The sequence below is a fragment of the Pantoea leporis genome (assembly GCF_028048155.1).
Taxonomy (GTDB): Bacteria; Pseudomonadota; Gammaproteobacteria; order Enterobacterales; family Enterobacteriaceae; genus Pantoea; species Pantoea leporis.
The window spans coordinates 1170780-1197777 of the sequence record NZ_JALMEU010000001.1; the positions used below are offsets into that span (position 1 = coordinate 1170780).

General features: G+C 55.3%; 27 protein-coding genes. 6 read left to right on the plus strand and 21 right to left on the minus strand.

Annotated features, from left to right (window positions below):
• Positions 1-82: 82 nt before the first annotated feature.
• The 8 genes from sucD to sdhC all read right to left on the minus strand — a co-directional run bounded on the left by sucD (position 83) and on the right by sdhC (position 9670).
• Positions 83-958, minus strand: a complete 876-nt coding sequence (gene sucD / locus MWH02_RS05520) for a succinate--CoA ligase subunit alpha (RefSeq protein WP_101763214.1) — start codon at positions 956-958, stop codon at positions 83-85.
• Positions 958-2124: an ADP-forming succinate--CoA ligase subunit beta gene (gene sucC / locus MWH02_RS05525; RefSeq protein ID WP_007890646.1), complete on the minus strand. Its 1167-nt coding sequence runs from the start codon at positions 2122-2124 to the stop codon at positions 958-960. The genes sucD and sucC overlap by 1 nt, the downstream gene beginning before the upstream one ends.
• 60 nt (positions 2125-2184) lie before the next feature.
• A complete protein-coding gene (odhB, locus tag MWH02_RS05530; RefSeq protein ID WP_101763215.1) occupies positions 2185-3411 on the minus strand; it encodes a 2-oxoglutarate dehydrogenase complex dihydrolipoyllysine-residue succinyltransferase in 1227 nt (408 codons plus the stop codon).
• Between the two features lie 15 nt (positions 3412-3426).
• Positions 3427-6234: a 2-oxoglutarate dehydrogenase E1 component gene (sucA, locus tag MWH02_RS05535; protein WP_110865741.1), complete on the minus strand. Its 2808-nt coding sequence runs from the start codon at positions 6232-6234 to the stop codon at positions 3427-3429.
• Between the two features lie 207 nt (positions 6235-6441).
• Positions 6442-7158 carry a succinate dehydrogenase iron-sulfur subunit gene (locus MWH02_RS05540; RefSeq protein WP_007890649.1) on the minus strand — a complete coding sequence of 239 codons (717 nt, stop codon included), beginning with the start codon at positions 7156-7158 and terminating at the stop codon, positions 6442-6444.
• Between the two features lie 14 nt (positions 7159-7172).
• Complete coding sequence (gene sdhA / locus MWH02_RS05545) at positions 7173-8939, minus strand: succinate dehydrogenase flavoprotein subunit (protein ID WP_217547241.1); 1767 nt, start codon at positions 8937-8939, stop codon at positions 7173-7175.
• Positions 8940-9287, minus strand: a complete 348-nt coding sequence (sdhD, locus tag MWH02_RS05550) for a succinate dehydrogenase membrane anchor subunit (protein ID WP_049850912.1) — start codon at positions 9285-9287, stop codon at positions 8940-8942.
• The gene (sdhC, locus tag MWH02_RS05555; protein WP_101763218.1) at positions 9281-9670 is read right to left on the minus strand and encodes a succinate dehydrogenase cytochrome b556 subunit; all 390 of its coding nucleotides are present in this window, start codon (positions 9668-9670) and stop codon (positions 9281-9283) included. Before sdhC ends, sdhD begins: the two co-directional genes overlap by 7 nt.
• 636 nt (positions 9671-10306) lie before the next feature.
• On the opposite strand from sdhC, the gene MWH02_RS05560 reads away from it, so the two are divergent.
• Positions 10307-11590, plus strand: coding sequence for a citrate synthase (locus MWH02_RS05560; RefSeq protein ID WP_008107361.1), 1284 nt, complete (start codon positions 10307-10309; stop codon positions 11588-11590).
• Positions 11591-11626: 36 nt separating this feature from the next.
• Here MWH02_RS05560 and nei read toward each other — a convergent pair whose 3' ends face one another.
• The 11 genes from nei to MWH02_RS05615 form a co-directional block, all read right to left on the minus strand.
• Positions 11627-12415 (minus strand): endonuclease VIII, encoded by a 789-nt coding sequence (gene nei / locus MWH02_RS05565; protein WP_101763219.1) that lies wholly within the window; start codon positions 12413-12415, stop codon positions 11627-11629.
• An 11-nt stretch (positions 12416-12426) separates the two neighbouring features.
• Positions 12427-13074, minus strand: coding sequence for a pyroglutamyl-peptidase I (gene pcp / locus MWH02_RS05570; RefSeq protein ID WP_101763220.1), 648 nt, complete (start codon positions 13072-13074; stop codon positions 12427-12429).
• Between the two features lie 7 nt (positions 13075-13081).
• The gene (locus MWH02_RS05575) at positions 13082-14098 is read right to left on the minus strand and encodes a DUF979 domain-containing protein (protein WP_110865739.1); all 1017 of its coding nucleotides are present in this window, start codon (positions 14096-14098) and stop codon (positions 13082-13084) included.
• Positions 14098-14826, minus strand: a complete 729-nt coding sequence (locus MWH02_RS05580; protein ID WP_101763222.1) for a DUF969 domain-containing protein — start codon at positions 14824-14826, stop codon at positions 14098-14100. The genes MWH02_RS05575 and MWH02_RS05580 overlap by 1 nt, the downstream gene beginning before the upstream one ends.
• A 56-nt stretch (positions 14827-14882) precedes the next feature.
• Positions 14883-15620: a 5-oxoprolinase subunit PxpA gene (gene pxpA / locus MWH02_RS05585; RefSeq protein ID WP_110865737.1), complete on the minus strand. Its 738-nt coding sequence runs from the start codon at positions 15618-15620 to the stop codon at positions 14883-14885.
• A complete protein-coding gene (gene pxpC, locus MWH02_RS05590; RefSeq protein WP_271460046.1) occupies positions 15610-16542 on the minus strand; it encodes a 5-oxoprolinase subunit PxpC in 933 nt (310 codons plus the stop codon). The genes pxpA and pxpC overlap by 11 nt, the downstream gene beginning before the upstream one ends.
• Entirely contained in the window at positions 16536-17192 is a 657-nt protein-coding gene (gene pxpB, locus MWH02_RS05595; RefSeq protein ID WP_271460047.1) for a 5-oxoprolinase subunit PxpB, read from the minus strand. The genes pxpC and pxpB overlap by 7 nt, the downstream gene beginning before the upstream one ends.
• A gap of 174 nt (positions 17193-17366) precedes the next feature.
• Positions 17367-18110 carry a type 2 GTP cyclohydrolase I gene (locus MWH02_RS05600; RefSeq protein WP_271460048.1) on the minus strand — a complete coding sequence of 248 codons (744 nt, stop codon included), beginning with the start codon at positions 18108-18110 and terminating at the stop codon, positions 17367-17369.
• Positions 18111-18128: 18 nt separating this feature from the next.
• Positions 18129-19556, minus strand: a complete 1428-nt coding sequence (gene phrB, locus MWH02_RS05605; protein ID WP_271460049.1) for a deoxyribodipyrimidine photo-lyase — start codon at positions 19554-19556, stop codon at positions 18129-18131.
• Between the two features lie 12 nt (positions 19557-19568).
• Positions 19569-20525 (minus strand): YbgA family protein, encoded by a 957-nt coding sequence (locus MWH02_RS05610; RefSeq protein WP_271460050.1) that lies wholly within the window; start codon positions 20523-20525, stop codon positions 19569-19571.
• 152 nt (positions 20526-20677) lie between these two features.
• Entirely contained in the window at positions 20678-20878 is a 201-nt protein-coding gene (locus MWH02_RS05615) for a YbfA family protein (RefSeq protein ID WP_008107019.1), read from the minus strand.
• Positions 20879-21124: 246 nt separating this feature from the next.
• Here MWH02_RS05615 and kdpE point away from each other — a divergent pair, with 246 nt between their 5' ends.
• Positions 21125-21799, plus strand: coding sequence for a two-component system response regulator KdpE (kdpE, locus tag MWH02_RS05620; RefSeq protein WP_271460051.1), 675 nt, complete (start codon positions 21125-21127; stop codon positions 21797-21799).
• Between the two features lie 39 nt (positions 21800-21838).
• Here the strand turns inward: kdpE and pgm are convergent, their stop codons facing one another.
• Both pgm and seqA read right to left on the minus strand, forming a co-directional pair.
• Positions 21839-23479: a phosphoglucomutase (alpha-D-glucose-1,6-bisphosphate-dependent) gene (pgm, locus tag MWH02_RS05625; protein ID WP_137385374.1), complete on the minus strand. Its 1641-nt coding sequence runs from the start codon at positions 23477-23479 to the stop codon at positions 21839-21841.
• 24 nt (positions 23480-23503) lie between these two features.
• Positions 23504-24043: a replication initiation negative regulator SeqA gene (gene seqA, locus MWH02_RS05630; protein ID WP_110865729.1), complete on the minus strand. Its 540-nt coding sequence runs from the start codon at positions 24041-24043 to the stop codon at positions 23504-23506.
• Between the two features lie 248 nt (positions 24044-24291).
• On the opposite strand from seqA, the gene ybfF reads away from it, so the two are divergent.
• The 4 genes from ybfF to fur all read left to right on the plus strand — a co-directional run bounded on the left by ybfF (position 24292) and on the right by fur (position 26971).
• A complete protein-coding gene (gene ybfF, locus MWH02_RS05635) occupies positions 24292-25056 on the plus strand; it encodes an esterase (protein WP_271460052.1) in 765 nt (254 codons plus the stop codon).
• A 167-nt stretch (positions 25057-25223) separates the two neighbouring features.
• A complete protein-coding gene (gene ybfE, locus MWH02_RS05640) occupies positions 25224-25499 on the plus strand; it encodes a LexA regulated protein (RefSeq protein WP_007890670.1) in 276 nt (91 codons plus the stop codon).
• A gap of 137 nt (positions 25500-25636) precedes the next feature.
• Positions 25637-26167 carry a flavodoxin FldA gene (gene fldA / locus MWH02_RS05645; RefSeq protein WP_110865727.1) on the plus strand — a complete coding sequence of 177 codons (531 nt, stop codon included), beginning with the start codon at positions 25637-25639 and terminating at the stop codon, positions 26165-26167.
• A 354-nt stretch (positions 26168-26521) separates the two neighbouring features.
• Complete coding sequence (fur, locus tag MWH02_RS05650; protein ID WP_007890672.1) at positions 26522-26971, plus strand: ferric iron uptake transcriptional regulator; 450 nt, start codon at positions 26522-26524, stop codon at positions 26969-26971.
• The last annotated feature ends 27 nt before the right edge of the window (positions 26972-26998 follow it).

The following is a 26998-nucleotide window of genomic DNA, read 5'->3' on the forward strand; positions in this document are numbered from 1 at the left end:
GCTTTTTTCCCTCTCTTTCAGGCGGGTTATTACCAAAAAAAAGCCACCCGAAGGTGGCTTTTCATTGTCAGTCTGTATTGGCTTATTTGATTGGTAAAACCGCTTTAACCGCGTCACCAATGTCTGCCAGGCTGCGTACGGTTTTCACACCGGCCGCTTCCAGCGCAGCAAATTTCTCATCAGCGGTACCTTTACCACCGGCAATGATGGCGCCTGCGTGGCCCATACGTTTGCCTTTCGGTGCAGTCACACCGGCGATATAGCCGACAACCGGCTTGGTCACGTGGGCTTTGATGTAAGCTGCTGCTTCTTCTTCCGCGCTACCACCGATCTCACCGATCATCACGATCGCTTCGGTCTGTGGATCTTCCTGGAATAATTTCAGGATATCGATGAAGTTAGAGCCAGGGATCGGGTCACCACCGATACCTACGCAGGTTGACTGGCCGTAGCCGATGTCAGTGGTCTGCTTAACGGCTTCATAAGTCAGCGTACCTGAACGCGATACGATACCTACGCGGCCTGGCTGGTGAATGTGGCCTGGCATGATACCGATCTTACATTCGCCTGGCGTGATCACGCCTGGGCAGTTCGGGCCGATCATGCGCACGCCAGCTTCATCCAGCTTCACTTTCACGGTCAGCATATCCAGCGTTGGGATACCTTCGGTGATGGTGATGATCAGTTTAATGCCCGCATCGATCGCTTCCAGGATACCGTCTTTGCAGAACGGTGCTGGAACGTAGATCACGGTGGCGGTTGCGCCGGTGGCTTCTACTGCTTCACGTACGGTGTTGAACACCGGCAGGCCGAGATGCGTGGTGCCGCCTTTGCCTGGCGTTACACCGCCAACCAGCTGCGTACCGTAAGCCAGCGCCTGCTCAGAGTGGAACGTCCCTTGACCACCGGTGAAACCCTGGCAAATGACTTTGGTGTTTTTGTCGATCAAAATGGACATTATTTACCCTCCGCTGCAGCTACAACACGCTGTGCAGCGTCTGTCAGGCTGGTTGCTGCAATGATGTTCAGACCGCTGTCCGCCAATTTCTTAGCGCCCAGCTCGGCGTTGTTACCTTCCAGACGTACCACAACCGGCACGTTGACACCCACTTCTGCCACGGCACCGATGATGCCGTCTGCGATCAGGTCGCAACGCACAATGCCGCCGAAGATGTTAACGAACACGGCTTTCACTGCATCGTCAGACAGAATGATTTTGAAGGCTTCGGTGACGCGCTCTTTGGTTGCGCCGCCGCCAACGTCCAGGAAGTTTGCTGGCTCACCACCGTGGTGTTTCACGATGTCCATGGTGCCCATCGCCAGACCGGCGCCGTTCACCATACAGCCGATGTTGCCATCCAGCGCAACGTAGTTCAGTTCCCACTGCGTTGCGTGGGCTTCACGTGGATCTTCCTGGCTCGGATCGCGCATTTCACGCAGTTCCGGCTGACGGAACAGTGCGTTACCGTCCGCGCCCAGTTTGCCATCGAGGCAGATCAGATCGCCCTGCTTGGTGATCACCAGCGGGTTAATCTCAACCATCGCCAGATCGCGCTCAAGGAACATGGTCGCCAGGCCCATGAAGATTTTGGTGAACTGGCTAACTTGCTTGCCGGTCAGGCCGAGTTTGAACGCCAACTCGCGGCCCTGATACGGCTGTGGACCCGCTAATGGATCGAGCGCCATCTTGTGGATCAAGTGTGGCGTTTCTTCTGCCACTTTCTCAATCTCAACACCGCCTTCTGTCGAAGCCATGAAGATGACACGACGGGTAGCACGGTCAACAACCGCACCCAGATACAGCTCCTGATCGATATCCGTCGCGGCTTCAACCAGAATCTGGTTTACCGGCTGACCGTGCGCATCAGTTTGATAGGTCACCAGACGTTTGCCCAGCCAGTGTTCAGCAAAAGCACGAATGTCTTCTTTGCTGTTAACCACTTTCACGCCGCCCGCTTTACCGCGGCCACCGGCATGAACCTGACATTTCACTACCCACGGACCTGCGCCAATTTTAGACGCGGCTTCTTCAGCTTCACGTGGCGTGGTGCAGGCGTAGCCTGTCGGTGCTGGCATGCCATAGCGTGCAAACAGCTGCTTCGCCTGGTATTCATGTAAATTCATGATGTTCTATCCATTCAGGTATGAGTTTGGGCGCGCCTTCACACCGCGCGCCCGGCGAAATTAGACGTCCAGCAGCAGGCGAGCTGGATCTTCCAGCATCTCTTTCACCGCGACCAGATAGCCAACGGATTCACGACCATCAATCAAACGGTGATCGTAAGAGAGCGCCAGATACATCATTGGCAGAATCACAACCTGACCATTAACCGCCATTGGGCGATCTTTGATGGCGTGCATGCCGAGAATCGCGCTCTGCGGCGGGTTGATGATTGGCGTAGACATCAGCGAACCAAACACACCACCGTTGGTGATGGTGAAGTTACCGCCGGTCAGCTCTTCAACCGTCAACTTGCCGTCACGGCCTTTCACCGCCAGCTCTTTAATTTTCTTCTCAATGTCGGCCATGCTCAGTGCATCAACATCTTTCAGCACCGGCGTAACCAGACCACGCGGGGTAGAAACCGCAATGCTCACATCGAAATAGTTGTGGTAAACCACATCTTCGCCATCAATAGACGCGTTCACTTCCGGGAAGCGTTTCAGCGCTTCCACTACCGCTTTGATGTAGAAGGACATGAAGCCCAGACGCACGCCGTGACGTTTCTCGAACGCATCGCCGTACTGCTTGCGCAGATCCATGATTGGCTTCATGTTGATTTCGTTAAACGTGGTCAACATCGCGGTACTGTTTTTCGCTTCCAGCAGACGCTCGGCAACACGCTTACGCAGACGCGTCATCGGTACGCGTTTTTCGCTGCGGTTAGCCACAGCGGCCTGCGGTGCAGCAGCGGCTGGCGCGGCAGCCGGTGCAGCTTTGCCACCGTCAGCTTTCTTCGCCAGATGTTTTTCCACATCTTCACGCGTCAGACGGCCACCAACGCCGGTGCCTTTGATCTGGCTGGCATCGAGGTTGTTTTCAGCAATCAGGCGGCGTACCGCTGGGCTGAGCGCATCGTTGCTCTCTTCTTCCAGCGAAGCGGTCTGGCGCTGTGCCGGTGTAGATTCGTTGCTTTCCGCTTTGGCCGCAGTCTCTTTCCCGCCGCTGTTGCCCTCTTTCAGACGGCCCAGAATCTGACGAGAAGTGACGGTAGCGCCTTCCTCTTCCAGCACGGCTTCCAGGATGCCATCCGCTGAAGCAGGCACTTCCAGAACCACTTTGTCAGTTTCAATCTCTACCAGTACTTCATCGCGGCTCACAGAGTCGCCAGGTTTTTTGTGCCAGGTTGCAACCGTTGCGTCCGCTACGGATTCAGGCAAATCGGGAACGAGAATTTCTACGCTACTCATTTTCTTTCCTTTTTATTAACCAAGGTTCAGCGCGTCATTAACCAGGTCTTGCTGCTGTTTTTGATGTACGGACATGTAGCCCACGGCCGGTGAAGCAGAAGCCGGACGGCCTGCATAACGCAGTGACGCACCAAATGGAACCACTTCGCGGAAATGATGCTGACTGCAATACCATGCGCCCTGATTCAGCGGCTCTTCCTGACACCACACGAAATCCTGCACATGAGCATAGTTTTTCAATACGTCCTGCACGACTTTGTGCGGGAACGGATAGAGTTGTTCGATACGCACGATGGCCACGTCGGTCTGCTCGTTTTTACGACGCTGCTCCAGCAGATCGTAATAAACCTTGCCCGAACACAGCACCACGCGTTTTACCTGTTGTGGATCGAGATCGTCGATCTCACCAATCGCTGGCTGGAAGCTGCCTGTGGCCAACTCTTCCAGGCTGGAAATCGCCAGCGGATGGCGCAGCAGTGATTTCGGTGACATCACGATCAGCGGACGGCGCATACCGCGCAGCGCCTGACGACGCAGCATGTGGTAAACCTGCGCTGGCGTAGAAGGCACGCACACCTGCATGTTCTGTTCAGCACAGAGTTGCAGATAACGCTCCAGACGCGCTGAGGAGTGCTCAGGACCCTGACCTTCATAACCGTGCGGTAGCAACATGACCAGGCCACACATACGGCCCCATTTCTGTTCGCCGGAGCTGATGAACTGGTCGATCACGACCTGCGCGCCGTTGGCGAAGTCGCCGAACTGCGCTTCCCAGATGGTCAGCACGCGCGGTTCTGCGGTGGCATAACCGTATTCGAAAGCCAGTACCGCTTCTTCAGACAGCACGGAATCCCACACTTTGAACTGACCCTGGCCGTTATGGACATGGTGCAGCGGCGTGTAGGTTGAGCCGTTGGTCTGATTGTGGATCACCGCATGACGGTGGAAGAAGGTTCCGCGACCGGTATCTTCACCGGAAAGACGCACCGGAATTCCCTCGTCAACCAGCGTGGCGTAGGCGAGGTTTTCTGCACCGCCCCAGTCGAACGCTTTGTTGCCTTCGGCCATCTCTTTGCGATCGTTGTAGATCTTGGCAACGCGAGACTGCACTTCTACCGATTCCGGTACGCTGCTGATGCGGCGCGCCAGTTCCTGCAGGCGTTTCAGTTCCACTGTTGCCGGGTAGCTTTCGTCCCACTCGTGGTTCAGATACGGCGACCAGGTGAATGAGTGCAGGCTCATCGGACGCCACTCTGGCACCACGCATTCGCCTTCATCCAGCGCATCGCGATACAGATTGACCATCTCAGTGGCATCTTCGCTGGTCGCTACGCCTTCGCTTTCCAGCTGATCGGCATAGAGTTTACGCGGCGTCGGATGTTTTTTGATTTTCTGGTACATCAACGGCTGCGTTGCACTTGGCTCGTCGGCTTCGTTGTGGCCGTGACGGCGATAGCATACCAGGTCGATGAAGACATCGCGTTTAAAGGTGTTGCGATAATCCAGCGCCAGGCGAGTCACAAAGGCTACGGCTTCCGGATCGTCCGCGTTAACGTGGAAAATCGGTGCCAGCACCATCTTGCCGATATCCGTACAGTACGGCGTAGAGCGCGCATCTTTCGGGTTGGAGGTGGTGAAACCAACCTGGTTGTTGATCACGATGCGAACGGTACCGCCCACTTCGTAGCCACGCGCCTGCGACATGTTCAGGGTTTCCTGCACCACGCCCTGACCAATAACAGCGGCATCACCGTGAATGGTGATAGGTAGAACTTTGTTGCTGCTTGGCTCAGCCAGACGATCCAGACGCGCACGCACCGAACCCATCACTACCGGGCTTACGATTTCCAGATGCGACGGGTTGAACGCCAGCGCCAGGTGCACTAAGCCGCCTTCGGTTTCCACGTCAGACGAGAAGCCCATGTGGTACTTCACGTCGCCGGTGCCGAGGTGTTCTTTGTGCTTGCCGGAGAATTCGTCGAACAGATCCTGCGGCTTCTTACCTAATACGTTGATCAGTACGTTGAGACGACCGCGGTGCGCCATACCCAGCACCACTTCGCGCGTACCGCTCTTGCCCGCGTGACGAATCATCTCGCGCAGCATGGGCACCAGTGCATCGCCGCCTTCCAGCGAGAAGCGCTTCGCGCCAGGGAATTTCGCGCCCAGATATTTTTCCAGGCCTTCTGCCGCGGTCAGCTCTTTCAGGAAACCTTTTTTCTCGTCACTGCTGAAAGACGCGTGGCCCACCACCGATTCCAGACGCTGCTGAATCCAGCGCTTCTCGTCGGTGTTGTTGATGTGCATGTACTCAGCACCAATCGAGCCACAGTAAGTCTGCTGCAGCGCCGCAAACAGATCGGCCAGCTTCATGGTCTCTTTGCCGATAGCAAAAGAGCCTACGTTAAAGCTTTCCTGAAAATCGGCGTCGGTCAGATCGTGATAAGCCGGATCGAGGTCGGCTACCGTGTCCTGTTTCCACAGGCCAAGCGGATCGAGGTTTGCATGCTGATGGCCGCGGAAGCGGAACGCATTAATCAGCTGCAGCACTTTTACCTGTTTGGAGTTGGTTGCCGGATCGGTCACGGTTGATGTGTAACGCGTAGCGTCTTTAGCCAGGCGGCGGAAGTAGTCACGCGTGGTGGAGTGAAATTGCTCAGGTTTCACGCCAGTGCCCGGCAGCTGTTGGAACAGCTCGCGCCACATGTCATCAACTGAGTCAGGATCGGTCAGGAAATCCTCATAGAGCTGCTCTATGTAAGATTGGTTCGCGCCGGCCAGCCAGGAGGAGTCCAGCCAGGGTTTCATCGCGCTGTTCTGCATTGTGATCCCTTAAGCATTAATCTGCTTTTTATGAGGTTTCATTTTTTACCGCTTACGCGGCTTGCCGTAGTGAGTTCAGCGATACGAACCTGTGCGCTACCGGCGCCTGGCTCGTAAGGGAACCTTTATAAGCGTGGTCAGCACCGCGCTTATAGAGGCTTCCGTAAACATCCGGGAACTCAGGTTCCCGGAGAGTGACTTTTTCTGTTACGCCCCGCGTTGCAGCAGCATCGACTTAATATGGCCGATGGCGCGCGTTGGGTTTAGGCCTTTCGGGCACACGCTCACACAGTTCATGATGCTGTGACAGCGGAAAACACTGAAAGCATCGTTGAGATTGTCGAGACGCGCATTGGTTTCCGTGTCGCGGCTGTCGATCAGGAAACGGTAAGCGGCCAGCAGGCCAGCCGGACCGACAAACTTATCCGGATTCCACCAGAACGACGGGCACGACGTTGAGCAACAGGCGCAGAGAATACACTCATACAAACCGTCCAGATGCTCACGCTCGGCTGGGCTCTGTAAATGCTCGCGCGCCGGTGGATTTTCCCCATTATTCAACAGGAAAGGCTTAATCTTCTCATACTGTGCATAGAATTGTCCCATGTCTACCACGAGGTCGCGGATCACCGGCAAACCTGGCAGTGGACGGATAACAATTTTCTTCGAACCGTTGCCCAGCGCAGAGATCGGCGTGATACACGCCAGACCATTTTTACCGTTCATGTTCAGACCATCTGAACCGCACACGCCTTCACGGCAAGAGCGACGGAAAGCCAGCGTAGGGTCTTTCTCTTTCAGACGGATCAGCGCATCCAACAGCATCATGTCGCGACCATCTTCCGACTCCAGGGTGTACTCCTGCATGCGCGGCTTGGCATCGACTTCCGGGTTGTAACGATAGATTGAAAATTCGAGTCTCATGATGATCTCCGCAATTAGTAGGTACGCGCTTTCGGCGGGAAGGCCGCACGCAGTTTCGGTTGCATGTTCACCTCACGGCGCGTCATGCTTTCCGTCTGCGGAACATAGAGACTGTGGCACAGCCAGTTTTCATCATCGCGGTCCGGGAAGTCGAAGCGGCTATGTGCACCACGGCTTTCGGTACGGAAGTTGGCGGCAACAGCGGTGGCGTAAGCGGTTTCCATCAGGTTATCCAGCTCAAGGCATTCGATACGCTGGGTGTTGAAGTCTGGCGAACGGTCATCAAGACGCGCTGATTTCAGACGCTCACGAATCAATTTCAGCTCTTCCAGACCTTCACGCATCGCATCGCCATCGCGGAACACCGAGAAGTTGTTCTGCATGCAGCGCTGCAGCGCTTTACGGATTTCGACAGGATCTTCACCGGTGGTGTTATTTTCCCAGCGGTTGAAGCGCGCCATCGCTGCATCGATATTTTCCGGCGTGGCTTCACGCAGTTCGCCCTGCTCTTCAATACACTCCAGCAGATGCACACCAGCTGCGCGACCGAACACCACCAGATCGAGCAGCGAGTTGCCGCCGAGGCGGTTAGCGCCATGAACCGATACGCAGGCGATTTCACCGACGGCGAACAGACCCGGAATCACCTCATCCTGGCCCTGCTCATTCACGCGCAGCGCCTGGCCGGTCACTTTGGTCGGCACGCCGCCCATCATGTAGTGACAGGTTGGGATCACCGGAATCGGTTCTTTAATTGGGTCAACGTGGGCAAAGGTACGCGACAGCTCAAGGATGCCAGGCAGACGCGACTCCAGCACTTCGGCACCGAGATGGTCGAGTTTCAGTTTGATGTGCGGACCCCAGGGGCCATCGCAACCGCGACCTTCACGGATTTCCACCATCATCGAACGCGCAACCACATCACGCCCCGCCAGATCTTTGGCGTTCGGCGCATAACGTTCCATGAAGCGTTCACCGTGCTTATTCAGCAGGTAACCGCCTTCACCACGGCAACCTTCGGTGACCAGCACGCCCGCACCGGCAATACCGGTTGGGTGGAACTGCCACATTTCCATATCCTGCACCGGCACGCCGGCGCGCAGCGCCATGCCAACGCCGTCACCGGTGTTGATGTGGGCGTTAGTGGTGGATTGGTAAATACGGCCCGCGCCGCCGGTCGCCAGAATAGTGGCCTTGGCTTTGAAATAGACGGTTTCGCCGGTTTCCATGCAGATAGCCGTACAGCCGACAATCGCGCCGTCTTCGTTTTTCACCAGATCCAGCGCATACCATTCGGAGAAGATGGTGGTTTTGTTTTTCAGGTTCTGCTGATACAGCGTATGCAGCAAGGCGTGGCCGGTACGGTCGGCCGCAGCTGCGGTACGCGCCGCCTGCTCACCGCCGAAATTCTTCGACTGACCACCAAACGGACGCTGATACACCCGGCCGTCATCCAGACGGGAGAACGGCAATCCCATGTGTTCCAGTTCCAGAATCGCTTCCGGACCGACATGACACATATATTCGATCGCGTCCTGGTCGCCGATAAAGTCGGAACCTTTGACGGTGTCGTACATGTGCCATTCCCAGTTATCGTCATGGGTGTTACCCAGCGCAACGGTAATACCGCCCTGCGCCGATACGGTATGGGAACGGGTTGGGAATACTTTGGATAACAGGGCACAAGTCTGGCCCGATTGGGAGATTTGCAGAGCGGCGCGCATTCCCGCGCCACCCGCGCCGATCACCACGGCATCAAATTCTCTGACTGGCAAACTCATTTACACACCCCACACAACAACAGTTCCATAAATCGCATATGACAACAGCGCAACCACAATCACAAACTGCAGCAACAAACGGGTTGCAACAGGTTTCACGTAGTCAGTCAGCACCTGCCACATTCCAATCCAGCCGTGGATCAGAATCGAGAACAGCGTCAACATGGTGAACACTTTCGTGAAGGCGGACGAGAAGAAGCCATGCCAGACGTCATACGTCAGCGTGCCTGTCATCACGACAAAACCGAGGATGTAGAGAATATAGAGCGTAATTAAGATTGCAGCAGCACGCAGTAACAGCCAGTCATGGATACCGTTGCGTCCTAATGCAGAAGCATTGCTTACCATACGAGGACTCCAGCCAAAATTGAGAGCACGACAGTGATAACAAAAGCCGCTTGCGCGGAACGGGTTCCCACCTGCAGGGTTTCTGCTGTTACACCAAAATCAGCCAACATATGGCGAATACCGCTCACAGCGTGATACGCCAGCGCAGTTAAAATGCCCCACATGATGAATTTGGCGAAGAAGCTATCCATGATGGATGCCGCTTGCTGGAAACCTTCTGGAGAGGAGAGAGAGAGACCCAGTAACCAGAGCAGAATTCCGAGAGCGACAAAGGTGATCACGCCGGAGACGCGGTGGAGAATGGACGATATTGCAGTAACGGGAAACCGGATCGTCGAGAGATCCAAGTTAACAGGTCTTTGTTTTTTCACGGTTTTGCCCACACAGCTCTTTTTTATTTTGCTTCCTCCGGTCCTGAGTTGCATCAGAGACACAGCGTGTGTTCAGACTGCAACCGCCACCAAAATAGCAACATCCAGTGTTAAATAAAGCGGGTAAAACGCTGGGTGGCTCCTGGTGTCAGGGTGTTCCGGAGACCTGGCCGCAGTATAGGAGGATCACATTCTGATTACAATTCCCCTACAATCTCTTTGGTCACATTTAGGCTGAACAGTGATCACCTTCACGATTTTCACAATTTATACATTTTTAATTATCTGATTTGACAAAGAATCAACATTTCAGTTACAAACAATCGCATTAAAGTCCTATGATGCACAAAAGTTATGGGGATACACTTTCCCCTAAGCTCAAGTTATGTAACATTGCCAATACAAGTAACACAAAGCATCAGGTTATTGGTTACCAAGAAGTTATGTCGTGACAGGAACTTTAACATCCTCGATGTGCAGCATGTCATGCCCCGACGCCACCGAATGGCCCAGTTCAGCATTTACTCTGTAACCCTGCACGACCAACGTTACCGCAGAGTGATGCTGTGAAGATTGTGGTTTTACGTAACAACATGGCTATTCTGGTGTCTAAGATCCTTACCTTAAAGGCGCTATGGAGACGAAATAATGACAGATAAAAAAGTGACGCTAACCCTACAAGATAATACTTCTGTTGAACTGGACGTGATGCAAGGCACGCTGGGACAAGATGTAGTTGATGTCCGCGCCCTTGGCTCACAAGGCCTGTTCACCTTCGATCCCGGATTCACCTCTACGGCGTCCTGCGAATCTAAAATCACCTTTATTGATGGTGACGAAGGTATTCTGTTACACCGCGGTTTCCCGATTGATCAGCTGGCAACCCACTCTAACTATCTTGAAGTGTGTTACATCCTGTTAAATGGCGAAGCCCCGACCCAAGCCCAGTTTGAAGAGTTCCGCACCACCGTTACCCGCCACACCATGATTCACGAGCAAATCACCCGACTATTCCACGGCTTCCGCCGCGATTCGCATCCAATGGCAGTAATGTGTGGTGTGACCGGTGCGCTGGCAGCGTTTTATCACGACTCTTTAGACGTCAACATTGAGCGTCACCGTGAAATCGCTGCGTTCCGCCTGCTGTCGAAAATGCCGACCATGGCAGCGATGTGCTACAAGTACTCGATTGGCCAGCCGTTTGTCTATCCGCGCAACGACCTCTCTTATGCCGGTAACTTCCTGCACATGATGTTCGCCACGCCGTGCGAAGAGTACAAAGTGAATCCAGTGCTGGAACGCGCGATGGACCGTATTCTGATTCTGCACGCCGACCATGAGCAGAACGCTTCTACCTCTACCGTCCGTACCGCAGGCTCTTCAGGCGCGAACCCGTTTGCCTGTATCGCCGCCGGTATCGCTTCACTGTGGGGACCGGCACACGGCGGTGCCAACGAAGCGACACTGCGCATGCTGGAAGAGATCAGCACCGTTGATCACATCCCTGAGTTTGTTAAACGTGCGAAAGATAAGAACGATTCGTTCCGTCTGATGGGCTTCGGCCACCGCGTGTACAAAAACTACGATCCACGTGCCACCGTGATGCGCGATACCTGTCACGAAGTGCTGAACGAACTGGGCATGAAAGATGATCTGCTGGAAGTGGCGATGGAGCTGGAACACATCGCGCTGAACGACCCGTACTTCATCGAGCGTAAACTCTATCCAAACGTCGATTTCTATTCAGGCATCATCCTGAAAGCGATGGGCATTCCGTCTTCCATGTTTACCGTTATCTTCGCCATGGCGCGCACCGTGGGCTGGATTGCACATTGGAAAGAGATGCACGACGAAGGCATGAAAATCGCCCGTCCGCGTCAGCTGTATACCGGTTACACCGAGCGTCCATTCACCTCGGCGCTGGATAAATAAGAGAAAGGCGGCCATCTGGCCGCCTTTTTTATAGCGCTACAACTGGCATCCCGGGCACCAGTAAAACGGCCGCGATGACAGCACGCCCTTCTCAATCACCGCGCCGCACCGCCGACACTTTTTCCCCTGCCGATGAAACACCTCGAAGCGAAACGCTGCTTCTTCATGATACTTCTTCATGCTGCCACGCATCTCGTATGACAAACGCGGCACCGCCAGCATCGCCTCACTTAACGCCGTCAGCTGCTGTTCGCTGAGGTCCTGCGCCCGATGCGACGCCAGCAATCCGGCATGCCACAATATCTCCACGCGCAGATAATTGCCGAGGCCGGCTAAAAAGGCCTGATCAAGCAGCAAGCCGCTGAACTGGCGACGACGAAAACGCGGCGACAGTAAACGCTCGCGCACCTCTTCCACCGTTAAGCTGGCATCCAGCACATCCGGGCCCACGCGCTGCAAAAACGGATGCGCAGCTAAGGTATCAGCGTTAAGCAGCTCAATATCCGAGGCGCTATACAGCAAAATGGTTTTATCCGCCGTTGCGAGCCGCACGCGCAGCTGGCGCGTGGTATTCGGCTGCGTACCGGTTGGCACCACGCGCCACACGCCGTACAGCTGATTGTGGCTGTAGAGCGTCAAACCGTTGGAGAAGTGGGTGAGCAGCGCTTTACCGCGCGTTTCGAAGGCGTTGATGGTGGCATCCATCAGCGCCGGTTCGTAGGTTTTCAGCTGTGGAAAGGCAAACCACACATCGGTAAGGGGTTTGCCGACCATTGCCTCTGCCAGCTGATCCGCCGCGCGGCGGATCTCCGGTCCCTCAGGCATAACAACTCCTTTTAATGCGTAGCGCCACCGACGACGCGGATATCATTTTCGGTACTCAGGATCACCTGCAGCGAGGTTTCCAGCGCCTGAATCACGCTTGCAGTCGCCATGCTGGCCACGCCGGGATGGTGCACCGCTTGTTCCGGCATATACGGAATATGAACAAAACCGCCGCGCGCCTTGCTGTTGGTGGTGTGGATCCAGTGCAGCAGGCTGTACATCACGTGGTTACAGGTGAAGGTGCCGGCGGTTTGCGATACCGAGGCCGGCACACCCACTTCACGCAGCGCGGCAACCATCGCTTTGATCGGCAGCGTGGAGAAATAAGCCGCCGGGCCATCCGCCTCGATGGGCTGATCGATCGGTTGCTGCTGGTTGTTATCCGGTATGCGCGCGTCATCCACGTTGATCGCAACGCGTTCAACGGTAATATCGGCGCGGCCGCCGGCTTGCCCGACGCACAACACGCGGTCGGGTTGAATCTCCTCCAGCGCGCGCGTCAGCACTTCACCGCAAGTGGCAAATACCACCGGCAGCTGGCGTACCACAATGCGTGCACCGGCGATCTCTTTGCCGTCGAAGGTGCGCACCGCTTCCCACGAAGGGTTGATGTTTTCGCCACCAAAAGGCTCAAACGCCGTCATTAACACCGTTTTCATCGCAACCTCACAAGAACATCAGGAAGTAGAGCAGGAAAATATTCACTACCAACAGTAGCACACCGGTTGGCACCTGAGCCTTGATCACCGCGTTGCGGTCCGGCAGCTCCAGCAGGCGCGCCGGCACGATGTTGAAGTTGGCCGCCATCGGCGTCATCAACGTGCCGCAATAGCCGGAGAACATCCCAATCGCCGCCATTACCGCTGGATTGCCGCCGTGCTGCAGCACCAGAATCGGAATACCAATGCCGGCGGTCACAATCGGGAAGGCAGCAAACGCATTGCCCATCACCATGGTCAGCAATGCCATGCCACCCGCATATACCGCGACGGCAATCAGGCGATTATCTACCGCCAGATATTGTTCGGTGAGATGCGAAATTGCCGTGCCGACACCGGCGCTGGTGAACAGCAGGCCAAGCGTGGCCAGAATCTGCGGCAGAATAAACGCCCAACCGACCGCATCCAGCAGGCGACGGGTTTCCTGCATCGACTGCAGCGGCTTTTCATGGGTGATTTTCAATGCAATCAGCCAGCCCAGCAGGCAGCCAATCATCATGGAGAACAGCGTCACCAGTGTGGCGTGATTGCCGGGACCAAACACCGTATCCTGCAAACCGGGAATATGGTTAAACGCCAGCACGCCAATCACCGTCACCAGTGGAATCGCCAGCGCTGGCAGGAACAGTTTGTTGTGCAGACGTTTAGCACTTTCCTGTTTCTGCTCATCGCTGCGCTGATGATAACGCCCCAGACGCACGCCGCCGAAACCGGCAATCAGCGCCATCAACACCACGGCCACGCCCACGCCGATATGCAACCAGCGGCGGCCCAGTTCCGCATCGCCCGCCCATTGTCCCATCAGCTGATAAGCACCGTCGCCAATCAGAAAAATCAGGCCATACAGTGCCCAGAACAGACCGGTGGTAAAACGGCGCGGGTTAGCGCTGTCACGCCATGAAAGCACGGCAACCACCAGCAGGATTACCCCTGCCAGCCACATCAAATATTGTTGCTGGAACATTACTTCGCTCCTTTGGCGTTCAGCGCCTGCTGGTTTAACGCGCCCAATTCACGCGACAGCTGGCGATCGAGACGCACCAAACGAGCTGAATGAATGAGGAAAGCACAGAGCGCGGTAGGAATGCCCCACAGCGCGATATGCAACGGTTCGGTGCTGATACCGGCAGATTCCTGCATAAAGTTATGCATGAAGATAATCGCGCCAAAGGCAACGAAGATATCCTCGCCAAAGAACAGACCGACGTTATCGGTCGCTGCAGACATGGCGCGCAGACGATGGCGCACGTCTGGCGGGACATCACCGTAGCGGTTTTCTGTGGCACCTTCGGCCATCGGCGCCAGCAGCGGACGCACCATCTGCGGATGCCCGCCCAGGCTGGTTAAGCCCAGCGCGGCGGTGGCTTCACGCACAAACAGGTAGACGATCAGCAAGCGGCCGGCGGTGGCGGTTTTGATCTGCGCAATCCAGCTTTGCGCCCGCTCTTTCAGGCCATGACGCTCCAGCAAACCGATAACAGCCAGCGGCAGCAGCAGAATCAGCGGCAGATTACGCGTATTGAGGAAGCCAGAGCCGAGCTTTTCCAGAATGTCTGCCAGCGGCAGATGCGCTGCCAGCCCGGTGACGAAGCCCGCCACAATCACCACCAGCACCGGGTTAAAGCGCAGCACAAAACCCAGAATGATGGCGGCAATGCCCAGCAGCGGCCAGAGGTTTACCACGTTATCCATGTTGTTCCCTTATGTGAAAAGAAGCCCGGCGTGATGCCGGGCAATGAGTAAAAACGTTATGCGCTGGTGACCGCAATCTGACTGGTCGCAAATGCCGCGCGCAGCGTGCGGGCGAACTGCAGCGCATGTGCGCCATCACCGTGTAAACAGACGGTTTCGGCGTTAACCTTGACCCATTCTCCGCTGATGCTCTGCACCTGACGCTGCTGCACCATCGCCAGCGTTTGCGCCAGCGCCTGATCGGCATCTTCAATCATCGCTTGCGGCTGGCTGCGTGGCACTAACGCCCCGCTCGCCAGATAGCCGCGATCCGCAAACACCTCTTCGCGGGTGCGCAGACCATGATGCGCCGCCGCCGCAATCGACGCGCTGCCCGCCAATCCGACCAGAATCAATCCGCTATCCACGGCTTTTACCGCGCGCGCGATGGCATCCGCCAGTTGCGGATCGCCCGCCGCCTGGTTGTACAGCATGCCGTGCGGCTTGACGTGTACCAGCCGTTCGCCTTCGCTCTCGGCAATGCTCTTCAGCGCACCAATCTGGTAGATCATCTGCGCATACACCGTTTCCGGCGGCAGCTGCATGGCGGTGCGGCCAAAGTTTTCCCGATCGGGGAAACTCGGATGTGCGCCAATCGCCACGCCCGACGCTTTCGCCCAGCGCACCGATTGCAGCATGGTTTGCGCATCACCGGCGTGGAAGCCGCAGGCGATATTGGCTGAACTCACCAGCGTCAGCAGCTCCCGATCGCTGGTGCTGCCTTCGCCGAGATCGGCGTTAAGATCAATCTTCATGGGCCAATCCCCAGGCTATTTGGTCGAAGGAACGCTGTTGATGCTGTTTGGCGTGTATCGCGTCTTCCAGCGTGCAGTGGATAAAGTGAATCGGTTCGCCGAGACGAATTTGCGCCAGATGATAGAGATCGGCTTCGATGATGCAGGCAATGCGCGGATAGCCGCCGGTGGTTTGTGCATCCGCCATCAACACAATCGGTTGACCATTGGGCGGCACCTGTACCACGCCGGGCACTAAACCGTGCGACAGCAAATCGCGCGTCGCATCGCGATGCAGTTGCCGTCCCTGCAGGCGATAACCCATGCGATTACTTTGCGGACTGAGCTTCCACGGGCTGCGCCAGAAACCCTGCTGCGCCTCACGCGAGAACTCGTTATATTCCGGGCCCGCTAAGGCGCGGATGCGGTTGCCCCACAGCAGTTGACGCACGCCGGCTTTGTCTTTGAAGTCGCGCGTCGGTTTACCCAACGGCAGCTCATCGCCATCCTGCAGTTTACGTCCCTGCCAGCCGCCGAATGCCGCCTTGAGATCGGTACTGACCGAACCGAGCATGTCCGGCACGGCAAAACCACCGTTGACCGCCAGATAACTGCGCATGCCGCGCGTTGGCGTTGCCAGCGTCAGCACCTGCCCTTTTTTCACCGGCAGACGCCAGCCGGTCCAGACCGGTTTGCCATCCAGATCGGCATTGCAGCCCGCGCCCGTCAATGCAAACCAGCCATCGCGCTTAAACTGCGTTTTAAATTGTCCCAGCACGATTTCCAGCACCGCGCTCTGCTCGGGGTTGCCCACTAGCATATTGGCGGTGCGCATTGCCGGTTGATCGAGCGCGCCGCCCACGCTGATGCCATATTGGCGGAAGCCGGTGCGGCCGTGATCTTGCAGCGAACTCATCATGCCCGCGCGGAGAATTTTCAACATACGCCCTCCTGCTGCGGCACAAAACGCACGCTATCGCCGGGGCGTAACAGTGTCGGCGGATGCTGAAGCGGGTCGAACAGGCTGAGCGGCGTATGACCAATCAGTTGCCAGCCGCCGGGCGCGGCTAAGGGATAGATGCCGGTTTGGCTGCCGCCGATGCCCACCGAGCCGCTCGGCACCAGCACGCGCGGTTCAGCGCGGCGTGGCGTGTGTAAACGCTCATCCAGGCCGCCGAGATAAGGGAAACCAGGCTGGAAGCCGATGAAATAGACCACGTAATCGATGCTGCTGTGCAGTTCTACCGCTTGCCTGGGCGTCATGTTGGCGCGCTCCGCCACCTCCTGCAGATCCGGCCCACCTGCGCCGCCGTACACAACTGGAATCTCGACGCAGCGCGATTCCGGCAGCTGCGCTTCGCTCTCTTCCCACCAACGCTGCAAACGCTCAATCGCGTCCAATGCATTGCGTTGTGGATCGCGCAGCAGCAACGTCAGGTTGTTCATGCCAGGAATCACTTCCTCAACCTGCTCGTTTTGCTGCAGTCGCTGACACAATCCCCAGATGCGCTGCTGGCTGGTCAACGAAACCGGTGGCTCTAGTTCCAGCACCACCGCGCGCTCACCTAGCAGATAACAACGTGCTCGTTGCAAAAACAACCTCCTGGTAAAAGTCTTACATGTCGCAGAACGAATGTTGCAGGATCGCCATTCATAGCGAACGAACTTCTCGTTTATGCGTAAAAGCCATAAGTTATGCGAAAGTGACAGAGATGTGTCAACAGATTTGCGCCCTTAACGCAGGTTAAGGGCGTGAGAGGGAAGAAATCAGGCAGGATTGTCGATGTCGATAAAGGTGACATCAAGGCCATGATGGGCAGCTAACCATTCGCCCAGCGCCTTGATGCCGCCGCGTTCGGTCGCGTGGTGTCCGGCGGCATAGAAGTGCAAACCTTGTTCGCGCGCGCTGTGGATGGTTTGCTCGGAGACTTCGCCGGTAATAAAGGCATCGACGCCAAAGGCTGCCGCGCTATCGATAAAGCCCTGACCGCCGCCGCTGCACCAGGCAACGCGCTTGATCAATGCCGGCGCGTTATCACCACAGTGCAGCGGTGTGCGACCTAAACGTTGGGCAATTTTTTCCGCCAGCGCCGCGCCACTCAGTGGTTGTGCCAGCTCGCCCCACGGCACCAGCGGCTGAATCTCGCCTTTCACTGCAATATCAAACAGACGCGCCAGCTGCGCGTTATTACCCAACTCGGGATGCGCATCCAGCGGCAGATGCCAGCCATACAAATTGATATCATTGGCCAGCAGCGTGCGCAGACGCTGGCGCTTCATGCCTTTAATCACCGTCGCTTCGCTTTTCCAGAAGTAACCGTGATGCACCAGCACCGCATCGGCGTTGCGCTTCACCGCCTCGTCCAGCAGCGCCTGACACGCGGTTACGCCAGTGATGATGGTTTTCACCTCGGCGCGCCCTTCCACCTGCAAACCGTTCGGCGCGTAATCGCTGAAGGCGCTGTTATTCAGCTGCTGGTTAACGATCTGTTCTAACTCGACATTATTCATTACGGCTCCCTGACCGCCTCAAGCCGCGCTGCGGGCGCGCTCAAAGGCGTCTAGTGTCTTTTTACGTGCGTCCTTATGTTCCACGATTGGCGCGGGATAATCGAGTTTCTTGTTATTTTTCTGTGCCCACACCTGCGGCTGATGAATATCGCTGTCGGGCACGTCGCTGAGTTCCGGCAGCCACTGACGGATAAAGTCGCCCTGTTTATCAAAGCGCTCGCCCTGCGTGGTGGGATTGAAGATACGAAAATAGGGCGCGGCATCGGTGCCAGTTGACGCGGCCCACTGCCAGCCGCCATTGTTGGCGGCCAGATCGCCATCGATCAGCTGCTGCATGAAATAACGCTCACCTTCACGCCAGTCGATCAGCAGATCCTTCACCAGGAAACTGGCGGTAATCATGCGCAAGCGATTATGCATCCAGCCGAGCGTGTTGAGCTGGCGCATCGCCGCATCAACAATCGGATAACCGGTTTTGCCCTGTTGCCAGGCTGTGAAATGTGCGTCGTTTCGCTGCCAATCCACGTTGCGCGTCCAGTCAACAAACGGCTGATGCTTACATAGCGCCGGAAACGCCACCATCAGATGACGATAGAATTCGCGCCAGATCAGTTCGTTCAGCCAGGTAAAGGCCTTGCCCTCGTTGAGCGCATCGGGATGCTCTTTGAGCACGCGATGAAGACATTGGCGCGGCGACAGCACGCCAGTGGTCAAATAAACCGATAAGCGGCTGGTGCCGTCAATGGCCGGTAAATCACGCTGATCCGGATAATGCTGCACCGCCTGTTTAGCGAAGTGGCGCAGCTGTTTTAACGCCGCCTCTTCTCCCGTCGGGAACAGGCTTTCATCAAAGGCTTCACAAGGATAATCAAAAGCGGGAATCTTCTTTTTGATACTGATGGGCGCACCATCACGCGCTTTCGGTGCCTGATGGCACTCCGGTAAGCCCTGATGTAAACGACGAACAAAGGCTTTGCTGAACGGCGTGAACACTTTGAACATGGTGTTGCTGCCGGTTTGCACGCTGCCCGGCGGCAACAGCAAGCTGTCATCGAATCCCTGACATATTACGCCCTGCGCATCCAGACGTTTCTCCGCCTGCGCATCGCGTTCACGCTCGTTAATTTCGTACTGGTAGTTGTAGAACAGCGCATCAACCCGTTGCTGCTGGCAAAATTTCGCCAGATATTCAATCGAAGCGGCAAAGTCATCACATTGATGAAAATGCAGAGGAATGCCGCGTTCAGCCAGTGACTTCTGCAACAAGCTGAGATTTTGCTGGATGAACGCCGCCTGCTTTGGCGCCATATGGTGTTGCTGCCACTGCTGCGGTGTGGCGATAAACAGCGCAATCACTTTGGCCTGGCTATCGCGGCAGGCAGCGGCCAGCGCCATGTTGTCATTGATGCGCAGATCGTTGCGCAGCCAAACTAAATGGGTGGTCATAAAGCCCCGAAATTATTGGCCGTAGCGCAAACGCAGCGCTTCCGGATAAGGATCAAAATAGCGCTGCTGTGCCAGCCACGGATGCGGGTATTCCGCCATGTAATGTTTCAGCATGGTGATCGGTGCTAACAGCGGCTGTACGCCCTGACGATAACGATCAATCAGTTGCGCCAGCTCCTGACGCTGCGGCGAACTCAACTGCGGACGGAAGTAGCCTTGTACATGCATCAGCACGTTAGTGTGATTGCGTCGTGATGCCAGATGTGACATCAGGTGCATCAGACGACTGCGGTACTCAAAGGCGTAATCCTCCAGCGAATCCCATTGGTCCATCGCCGCGACAAAGCGGCCCATCTCGCGGTATTCGTCCTGCGCATGAGATAGCAGCAATAATTTGTAGCGACTATGGAAGGCCATCAGCTTGTGGCGCGATAATCCGCTGCGCCACATTTCGTTGAATTCGTGTAGCGCATAGACGCGGCCGATAAAGTTTTCGCGGATAGCGTCATCATGCAGACGACCATCCTCTTCCAGCGGCAGCCACGGCATCTCTTTCTGTAAAAATGCGGTAAACATGCCGGTGCCCGCTTTACGATTGTTGTTGGTTTCAGGCTCGTAAACGCGGACACGTTCCAGCCCACAGCTAGGGGATTTGGCACAGAGGATGTAGCCGCACAGATGATGTAGCGACTTCACGCGCTCGGCGGACCAGCGCTGCATCTTTTCCGTCACCTCTTCGCCGCCATCTTTGCTGAAACAGAGATGGATGTTTTCATCGCTCTCTTTTACCAGGCGCAAAGCGGGACGTGGCGTCGGTAAGCCAATCGCCATTTCGGGACATACAGGTTCAAAGCGCACAAATGGCACGAGTTCGTCCGTGGCGAAAGCAAAACGTTTATGGCCACCATCAAATCGGACGTTATCCCCGAGCAGGCAAGCGCTGATACCAACAGGAATTTTCTCGCTCATACTTGTACAACCTCATAAATCTTGTAGAGGTTTTAAGTGTAGCTGAAATGCGCGGAGATAACAGCGGGAACGCGCGGTGGGGGTGAAAATTATCGATAAAAAAACCCGGCGCTTCACGTGAAGTCGCCGGGTTAATACTGCGCTAAAATCGCTTACCAGTGAATGCCGGCAGCTGCTTCAGACTGCGCCAGCCAGACGGGTTTCGTGCTGGTTTTGCACCACATACGATGCAGGTAACTGTACAAACGTGCGCGATCTGAGCGGAATAACATCACTGGCAGCGCCAGCAAACCGATTGCTACCACCAGCACGCGGCGCAGTACGATTTTATACAGTGGATATGCGCGATCCATCTTTGGCCCCCTTGTGGTAAACATTGCGTTGAAATGTGATCTGGTTCAGATATTACCCGTTATTGTGTAATTTTACTACTCATCCGACCACTATATTTGCGCTTTTTTTCAGCAATTTGTGTGGTGGTGAAAGTTAGTTACAAGATTGTGAATTAAACGATCCATTCAAGTTAAAAACTTCGTGACGGACGCCGGGCCGCTTTATTGCTAAAGTGATGCGTTAACTTTTTTGCCGCTGGAGGCAGCGTGACGACCATCTTGATAGTGGAAGATGAAAAAGAGATTCGCCGTTTCGTGCGCCTGGCGCTGGAGAGCGAAGGCCTGAAGATTGTGGAAGCGGAGCAACTGCAGCGCGGCCTGATTGAAGCGGCGACGCGTAAGCCGGATCTGGTGATCCTCGATCTCGGCTTGCCGGATGGTGATGGCAATGACTTTATCCGTGAAGTACGTCAGTGGAGCAGCATGCCGGTGATTGTGCTGTCGGCACGGAGCGATGAGCAGGATAAGATTGAAGCGCTGGACGCGGGTGCGGATGATTATCTCACTAAGCCGTTTGGCATAGGTGAGCTGCTGGCGCGTGTGCGCGTAGCGCTGCGTCGCCATCAAAGCAACCAGCCTGAACCGATTGTGAAATTTGGCGAAGTCAGCGTCGATTTGGCGGCGCGCCGCGTACTGCGCAACCAACAGGAAGTGCATCTGACACCGACTGAATTCCGTCTGCTGAGTTTGCTGGTGAACAACGCCGGAAAAGTGCTGACCCAGCGTCAATTACTGAATCAGGTTTGGGGGCCCAATGCGGTAGAACACAGCCATTATTTGCGCATCTATATGGGGCACTTGCGGCAGAAGCTGGAAGCGAATCCCACGCAGCCCAGCCATTTGCTGACCGAAACCGGTATCGGCTATCGATTTATGCCATAAAAAAAGGCCGCTAAGCGGCCTTTTTTCTTCACTGCCCAATCAGGCGTTTTTCAGTACTTCGCTAACAATCTCAACCGCTTCTTTCTCGATTTGCTGACGATGTTCAGCACCCAGGAAGCTTTCGCAGTAGATTTTGTACGCGTCTTCTGTACCTGATGGACGCGCGGCGAACCAGCCGTTTTCCGTCATCACTTTCAGACCGCCGATTGACGCACCGTTACCCGGCGCGGCAGTCAGGCGTGCGGTGATCGGATCCCCCGCCAGCGTATCTGCGCTCACCATTTCGGGTGACAGCTTAGACAACGCGGCTTTCTGTGCAGAAGTCGCCGGAGCCTGCAGACGGTTATAGCTTGGCGCACCAAAGCGTTCGGCCAGCTCGTCATAGTGCTGCTGCGGGTTCTTGCCAGTTACCGCCGTGATTTCAGCAGCCAGCAGGCACAGAATGATGCCGTCTTTATCGGTTGACCAGGCTGAGCCATCGAAACGCAGGAAGGATGCGCCCGCGCTCTCTTCACCGCCGAAACCGAAGCTGCCATCGAACAGACCATCAACGAACCATTTGAAACCAACCGGCACTTCCACCAGCTTACGTCCAATGTCGTTGACCACACGGTCGATCATCGCGCTGGAAACCAGGGTTTTCCCTACAGCAACGTCTTTGCCCCACTGCGGGCGATGCTGGAACAGGTAGTTGATCGCCACCGCCAGATAGTGATTCGGATTCATCAGACCCGCAGGCGTGACGATGCCGTGACGGTCGTAATCAGGATCGTTACCAAAGGCCAGATCGAATTTGTCTTTGTACGCCAGCAAACCGGCCATCGCGCACTCGGATGAGCAGTCCATACGCACCACGCCATCTTTATCCAGATGCATGAAGCGGAAAGTCTGATCGATCGCATCGTTCACGATGGTCAGATCCAGTTTGTAGTGCTCAGCAATGCGCTGCCAGTAAGCAATGCCGGAACCGCCTAACGGATCGACGCCAATTTTCAGGCCGGCTTTCTGGATGGCGGCGAAGTCAATCACCTGCGCCAGACCTTCAACGTATGGCTGGATCAGATCCTGCTCAACGATGTGGCCGCTCGCCCATGCCTGATCCAGCGGCAGACGTTTCACGTCTTTCAGCTCGCCTTTGATCAGCTGGTTAGCGCGATCTTCCACCACTTTGGTAACGTTGGTATCAGCCGGGCCACCGTTTGGCGGATTGTATTTGATACCACCATCTTCCGGTGGATTATGCGAAGGCGTGATAACGATGCCGTCCGCCTGCGCGCCGCCGCGTTTGTTGTGCTCAAGAATCGCGTTCGAGATTGCAGGCGTTGGCGTGTAGCCATTGTCCTGCTGAACAATTACGTCCACGCCATTAGCGGCCAGCACTTCCAGCACCGACAGAATCGCTGGCTCAGACAGCGCATGCGTGTCTTTACCGACGTAGCACGGACCGGTGATGCCATTCTTTTTACGCTCTTCAGCAATCGCCTGCGCGATCGCCAAAATGTGCTGTTCATTGAAGCTTTGGCGTCCCGCGCTGCCGCGGTGGCCTGAAGTGCCAAATTTCACCGCATGATCCGGATTCGCCACATCGGGCTTCAGGACGTAATACTGCGAGGTTAATTGTGCAACGTTAATCAAATCGCTCTGCTGGGCAGGCTGCCCGGCACGGGGGTGATTGGCCATTGGCGCTTCTCCCTGACGCTTCAGTTAAATGGTGCCGCGAACTTTCTCTGTCAGTTCCTGCGGGAACTGCATAGCCAGCATGATGTGTTCCACCATGCTGCATTTGCGACCTGTATTGGTATTCGTAATCACCCAGTACGGCGTGCCGGGAACGTGCTTCGGCTTGGTATGGGTGCCATTTTGCAGCAGCGTGTGCTCGTCGCCCGCAAAGTAGACGCGGGTACGGCCCTGCAGCGAGGCAGTAGCTTCAGCAAACGCAGCCGGATCAAGACGATAGAGCGTTGACAGTACCAACATGAAGCGGTTAACCGCCTTATTCTGCTCGGCATATTCATCGGAAAGTAGCAGCTCACGTACCGCACGGACGCGATCCTGAGGACGCGCTTCACGGCTGGCAGGTTGCGCTTCTTTCATTGATGCACCAGCGGCGGGCGCAGCGGGTGCGCTCTGTCCGGCGGTGAACTTCAACATGCGGCGCAAAATATCTGAGGCGCTTTCACCAATGTGCTGCGTGTGGCTGGCAATATAACGGTAGAGTTCTTCGTCAACTTCAATCGTTTTCATCTTTTTCCGTACGATTCTGGCAAATGACAGAACCACGCATTCTTGCAACGTCCTTAGCAAAATCCAGTCGTGCAAAACGTGAGCGGGTTCTAACATAAGGATTATAAAGTTAAATCCGTGGCAGCCGATAGCGTTGGCAACGTTTACGGGCAAAAGTCGGAATATGCCCTAATGCCCACCGGCCTGACTGCTGGACAGGTGAATCCATGATAACCTAAGCCAAGGTCACAACCGTAAGAACTTTAGCCATGATTTTGAACGCCCGTCTGCAAACTGAACAATCTGCCCCCAATGCCACGCCGATTCTGTTGATCCATGGTCTTTTTGGCAGCCTTGATAACCTTGGCGTGCTGGCGCGTGGGGTGCGTGATGCACGTCCGACGCTGCAAGTTGACGTGCGCAATCACGGCTTGTCGGTGCGTAGTGATGAGATGAATTATCACGTGATGGCGCAGGACATTGTCGAAACGCTGGATGCGCACCATATCGATCGCGCGGGTGTGATTGGCCACTCAATGGGCGGCAAAATCGCCATGGCACTGAGTGCCATCGCGCCGGAACGTATCGATAAAATGGTGATGATCGATATCGCGCCCGTTGATTACCAAACGCGCCGCCATGACGAAATTTTTGCCGCTATTCGGGCCGTGAGCGCCGCGGGCGTCACGCGCCGCAGCGAAGCCGCTGAAGTAATGCGTCAGCATATTGATGAAGAAGGCGTGATCCAGTTCATCCTCAAATCTTTCGCAGAGGGCGAATGGCGCTTTAATGTGCCGGTACTGTGGGATAACTACAGCACCATTTCCGGCTGGGAAGAGATTCCTGCGTGGCCGCATCCGGCACTGTTTATCCGCGGCGGCGAGTCGCCTTATCTGGATAATCAGCATCGCGATGCGCTGCTGCGTCAGTTCCCGCAGGCGCATGCACATGTGATCAGCGGTGCTGGACACTGGGTGCACGCCGAGAAACCCGATGCGGTGTTACGCGCCGTTCGGCGTTTTTTTAACCTGTAAAAGCAAAAGCTTGCCGCTTGCGCTTTAGGGTTGGCGTCAGGGAAGGCGCTGGAGTATGATGTCGCGCTAAAAATTTGCCACGGATATTTTTTCGCCGTGGTCGGGCCGATAATGTTTTAATCGCGCAGCGCCTTTCCGCCGTTCGCGCCCACTCAGTTTTACAAACCATGGCAAAAGAACAGACAGACCGCACTACGCTTGATCTCTTCGCAGACGAGCGGCGTCCTGGTCGCCCGAAAACCAGCCCGCTGACGCGTGATGAACAGTTACGCATCAACAAACGCAATCAGCTCAAGCGCGATAAAGTGCGTGGGCTGCGTCGTGTTGAGCTGAAGATGTCGAGCGAGGCGGTTGACGCGCTCAGCACGCTGGCCGATCAGCAAAACATCAGTCGCAGCGAATTGATTGAACAAATGCTGCTGGCACAGCTCAAACTGTCGTAACGCGCGAAGACCGCACGCTGGAACACAAAGTCACGGCTTTATACGTTCCGCACTTTTTACCGGTCTGCTATTATTCGCATAACTGTGCAGTCAACTGACTTACTTTCACAATCAGGATTTAAGAGGTTACCTAACCCATGGCAATCGTAGGCATTTTCTTCGGCAGCGATACCGGCAACACTGAAAACATTGCAAAGATGATCCAGAAACAACTGGGTAAAGATGTCGCCGAAGTGCATGACATTGCTAAGAGCACCAAAGAAGATCTCGAAGCGTTCGACATCCTGCTGCTGGGTATCCCAACCTGGTATTACGGCGAAGCGCAGTGTGACTGGGATGATTTCTTCCCGACGCTGGAAGAGATTGATTTCAATGGCAAGCTGGTAGCGCTGTTTGGTTGTGGCGATCAGGAAGATTACGCCGAGTACTTCTGTGATGCGATGGGCACTATTCGTGACATCATTGAGCCGAATGGTGCGGTGATCGTCGGTCACTGGCCAACCGAAGGCTATCACTTCGAAGCCTCTAAAGGCCTGGCCGATGACAAAAACTTCCTTGGTTTGGCCATTGACGAAGACCGTCAGCCGGAATTGACCAACGAACGCGTTGAGAAGTGGGTGAAGCAGATCTTTGATGAGCTGCAGCTGAAAGAGATTATTGAAGCTTAATTCCCTGCTCTGCCCGATGTGAGCACTGCCTCACATCGGGTAACGGAATTTCCTATAAAAATAATAGCTACGGTTTTTTAACTTTTCCCCGCAAATCTGTAGAATACCCGCAATGGTCATCCGCTTATTCCTCTGGCAGTAGAATGAGGCTGAGTGAAATGGAATCCAAAACCCAAGCGTCTTGAAGACGTTAGTGACGACATCCTTACAACCTTTGGTGATTAAGGACGTTGCCTTGGTTTTCATTTCACTGCTTGAGTTCTATAATGAGACGCAAATGAGAATGCGCGTTGACCTAAACATTCAAGGCCCCTGCGCCGCAAGTGACTAGCAAAGTAACAGGACAATATCCGCATGACTGACAACAACTCCGCATTGAAGAAGGCTGGCCTGAAAGTCACGCTACCCAGACTGAAAATTCTGGAAGTGCTTCAGGGACCCGGCCCAGAGTCCCATCACGTCAGTGCGGAAGATTTGTATAAGCGCCTGATTGATATGGGCGAAGAGATTGGTCTGGCAACGGTGTATCGCGTTCTTAACCAGTTTGACGACGCGGGCATCGTAACCCGTCACAACTTTGAAGGCGGCAAATCTGTCTTCGAACTGACTCAGCAGCATCACCACGATCACTTGATCTGCCTGGATTGTGGCAAAGTTATAGAATTCAGCGATGAATCAATCGAAACGCGTCAGCGTGAAATTGCCACTCGCCACGGCATTAAGCTCAGCAACCACAGCCTGTACCTGTACGGTCATTGTGCTCTGGGAGACTGCCGCGAAGACGATACGCTCCACGATAAGTAATTGAGTGTGCTATGCAGTATAAAAAAA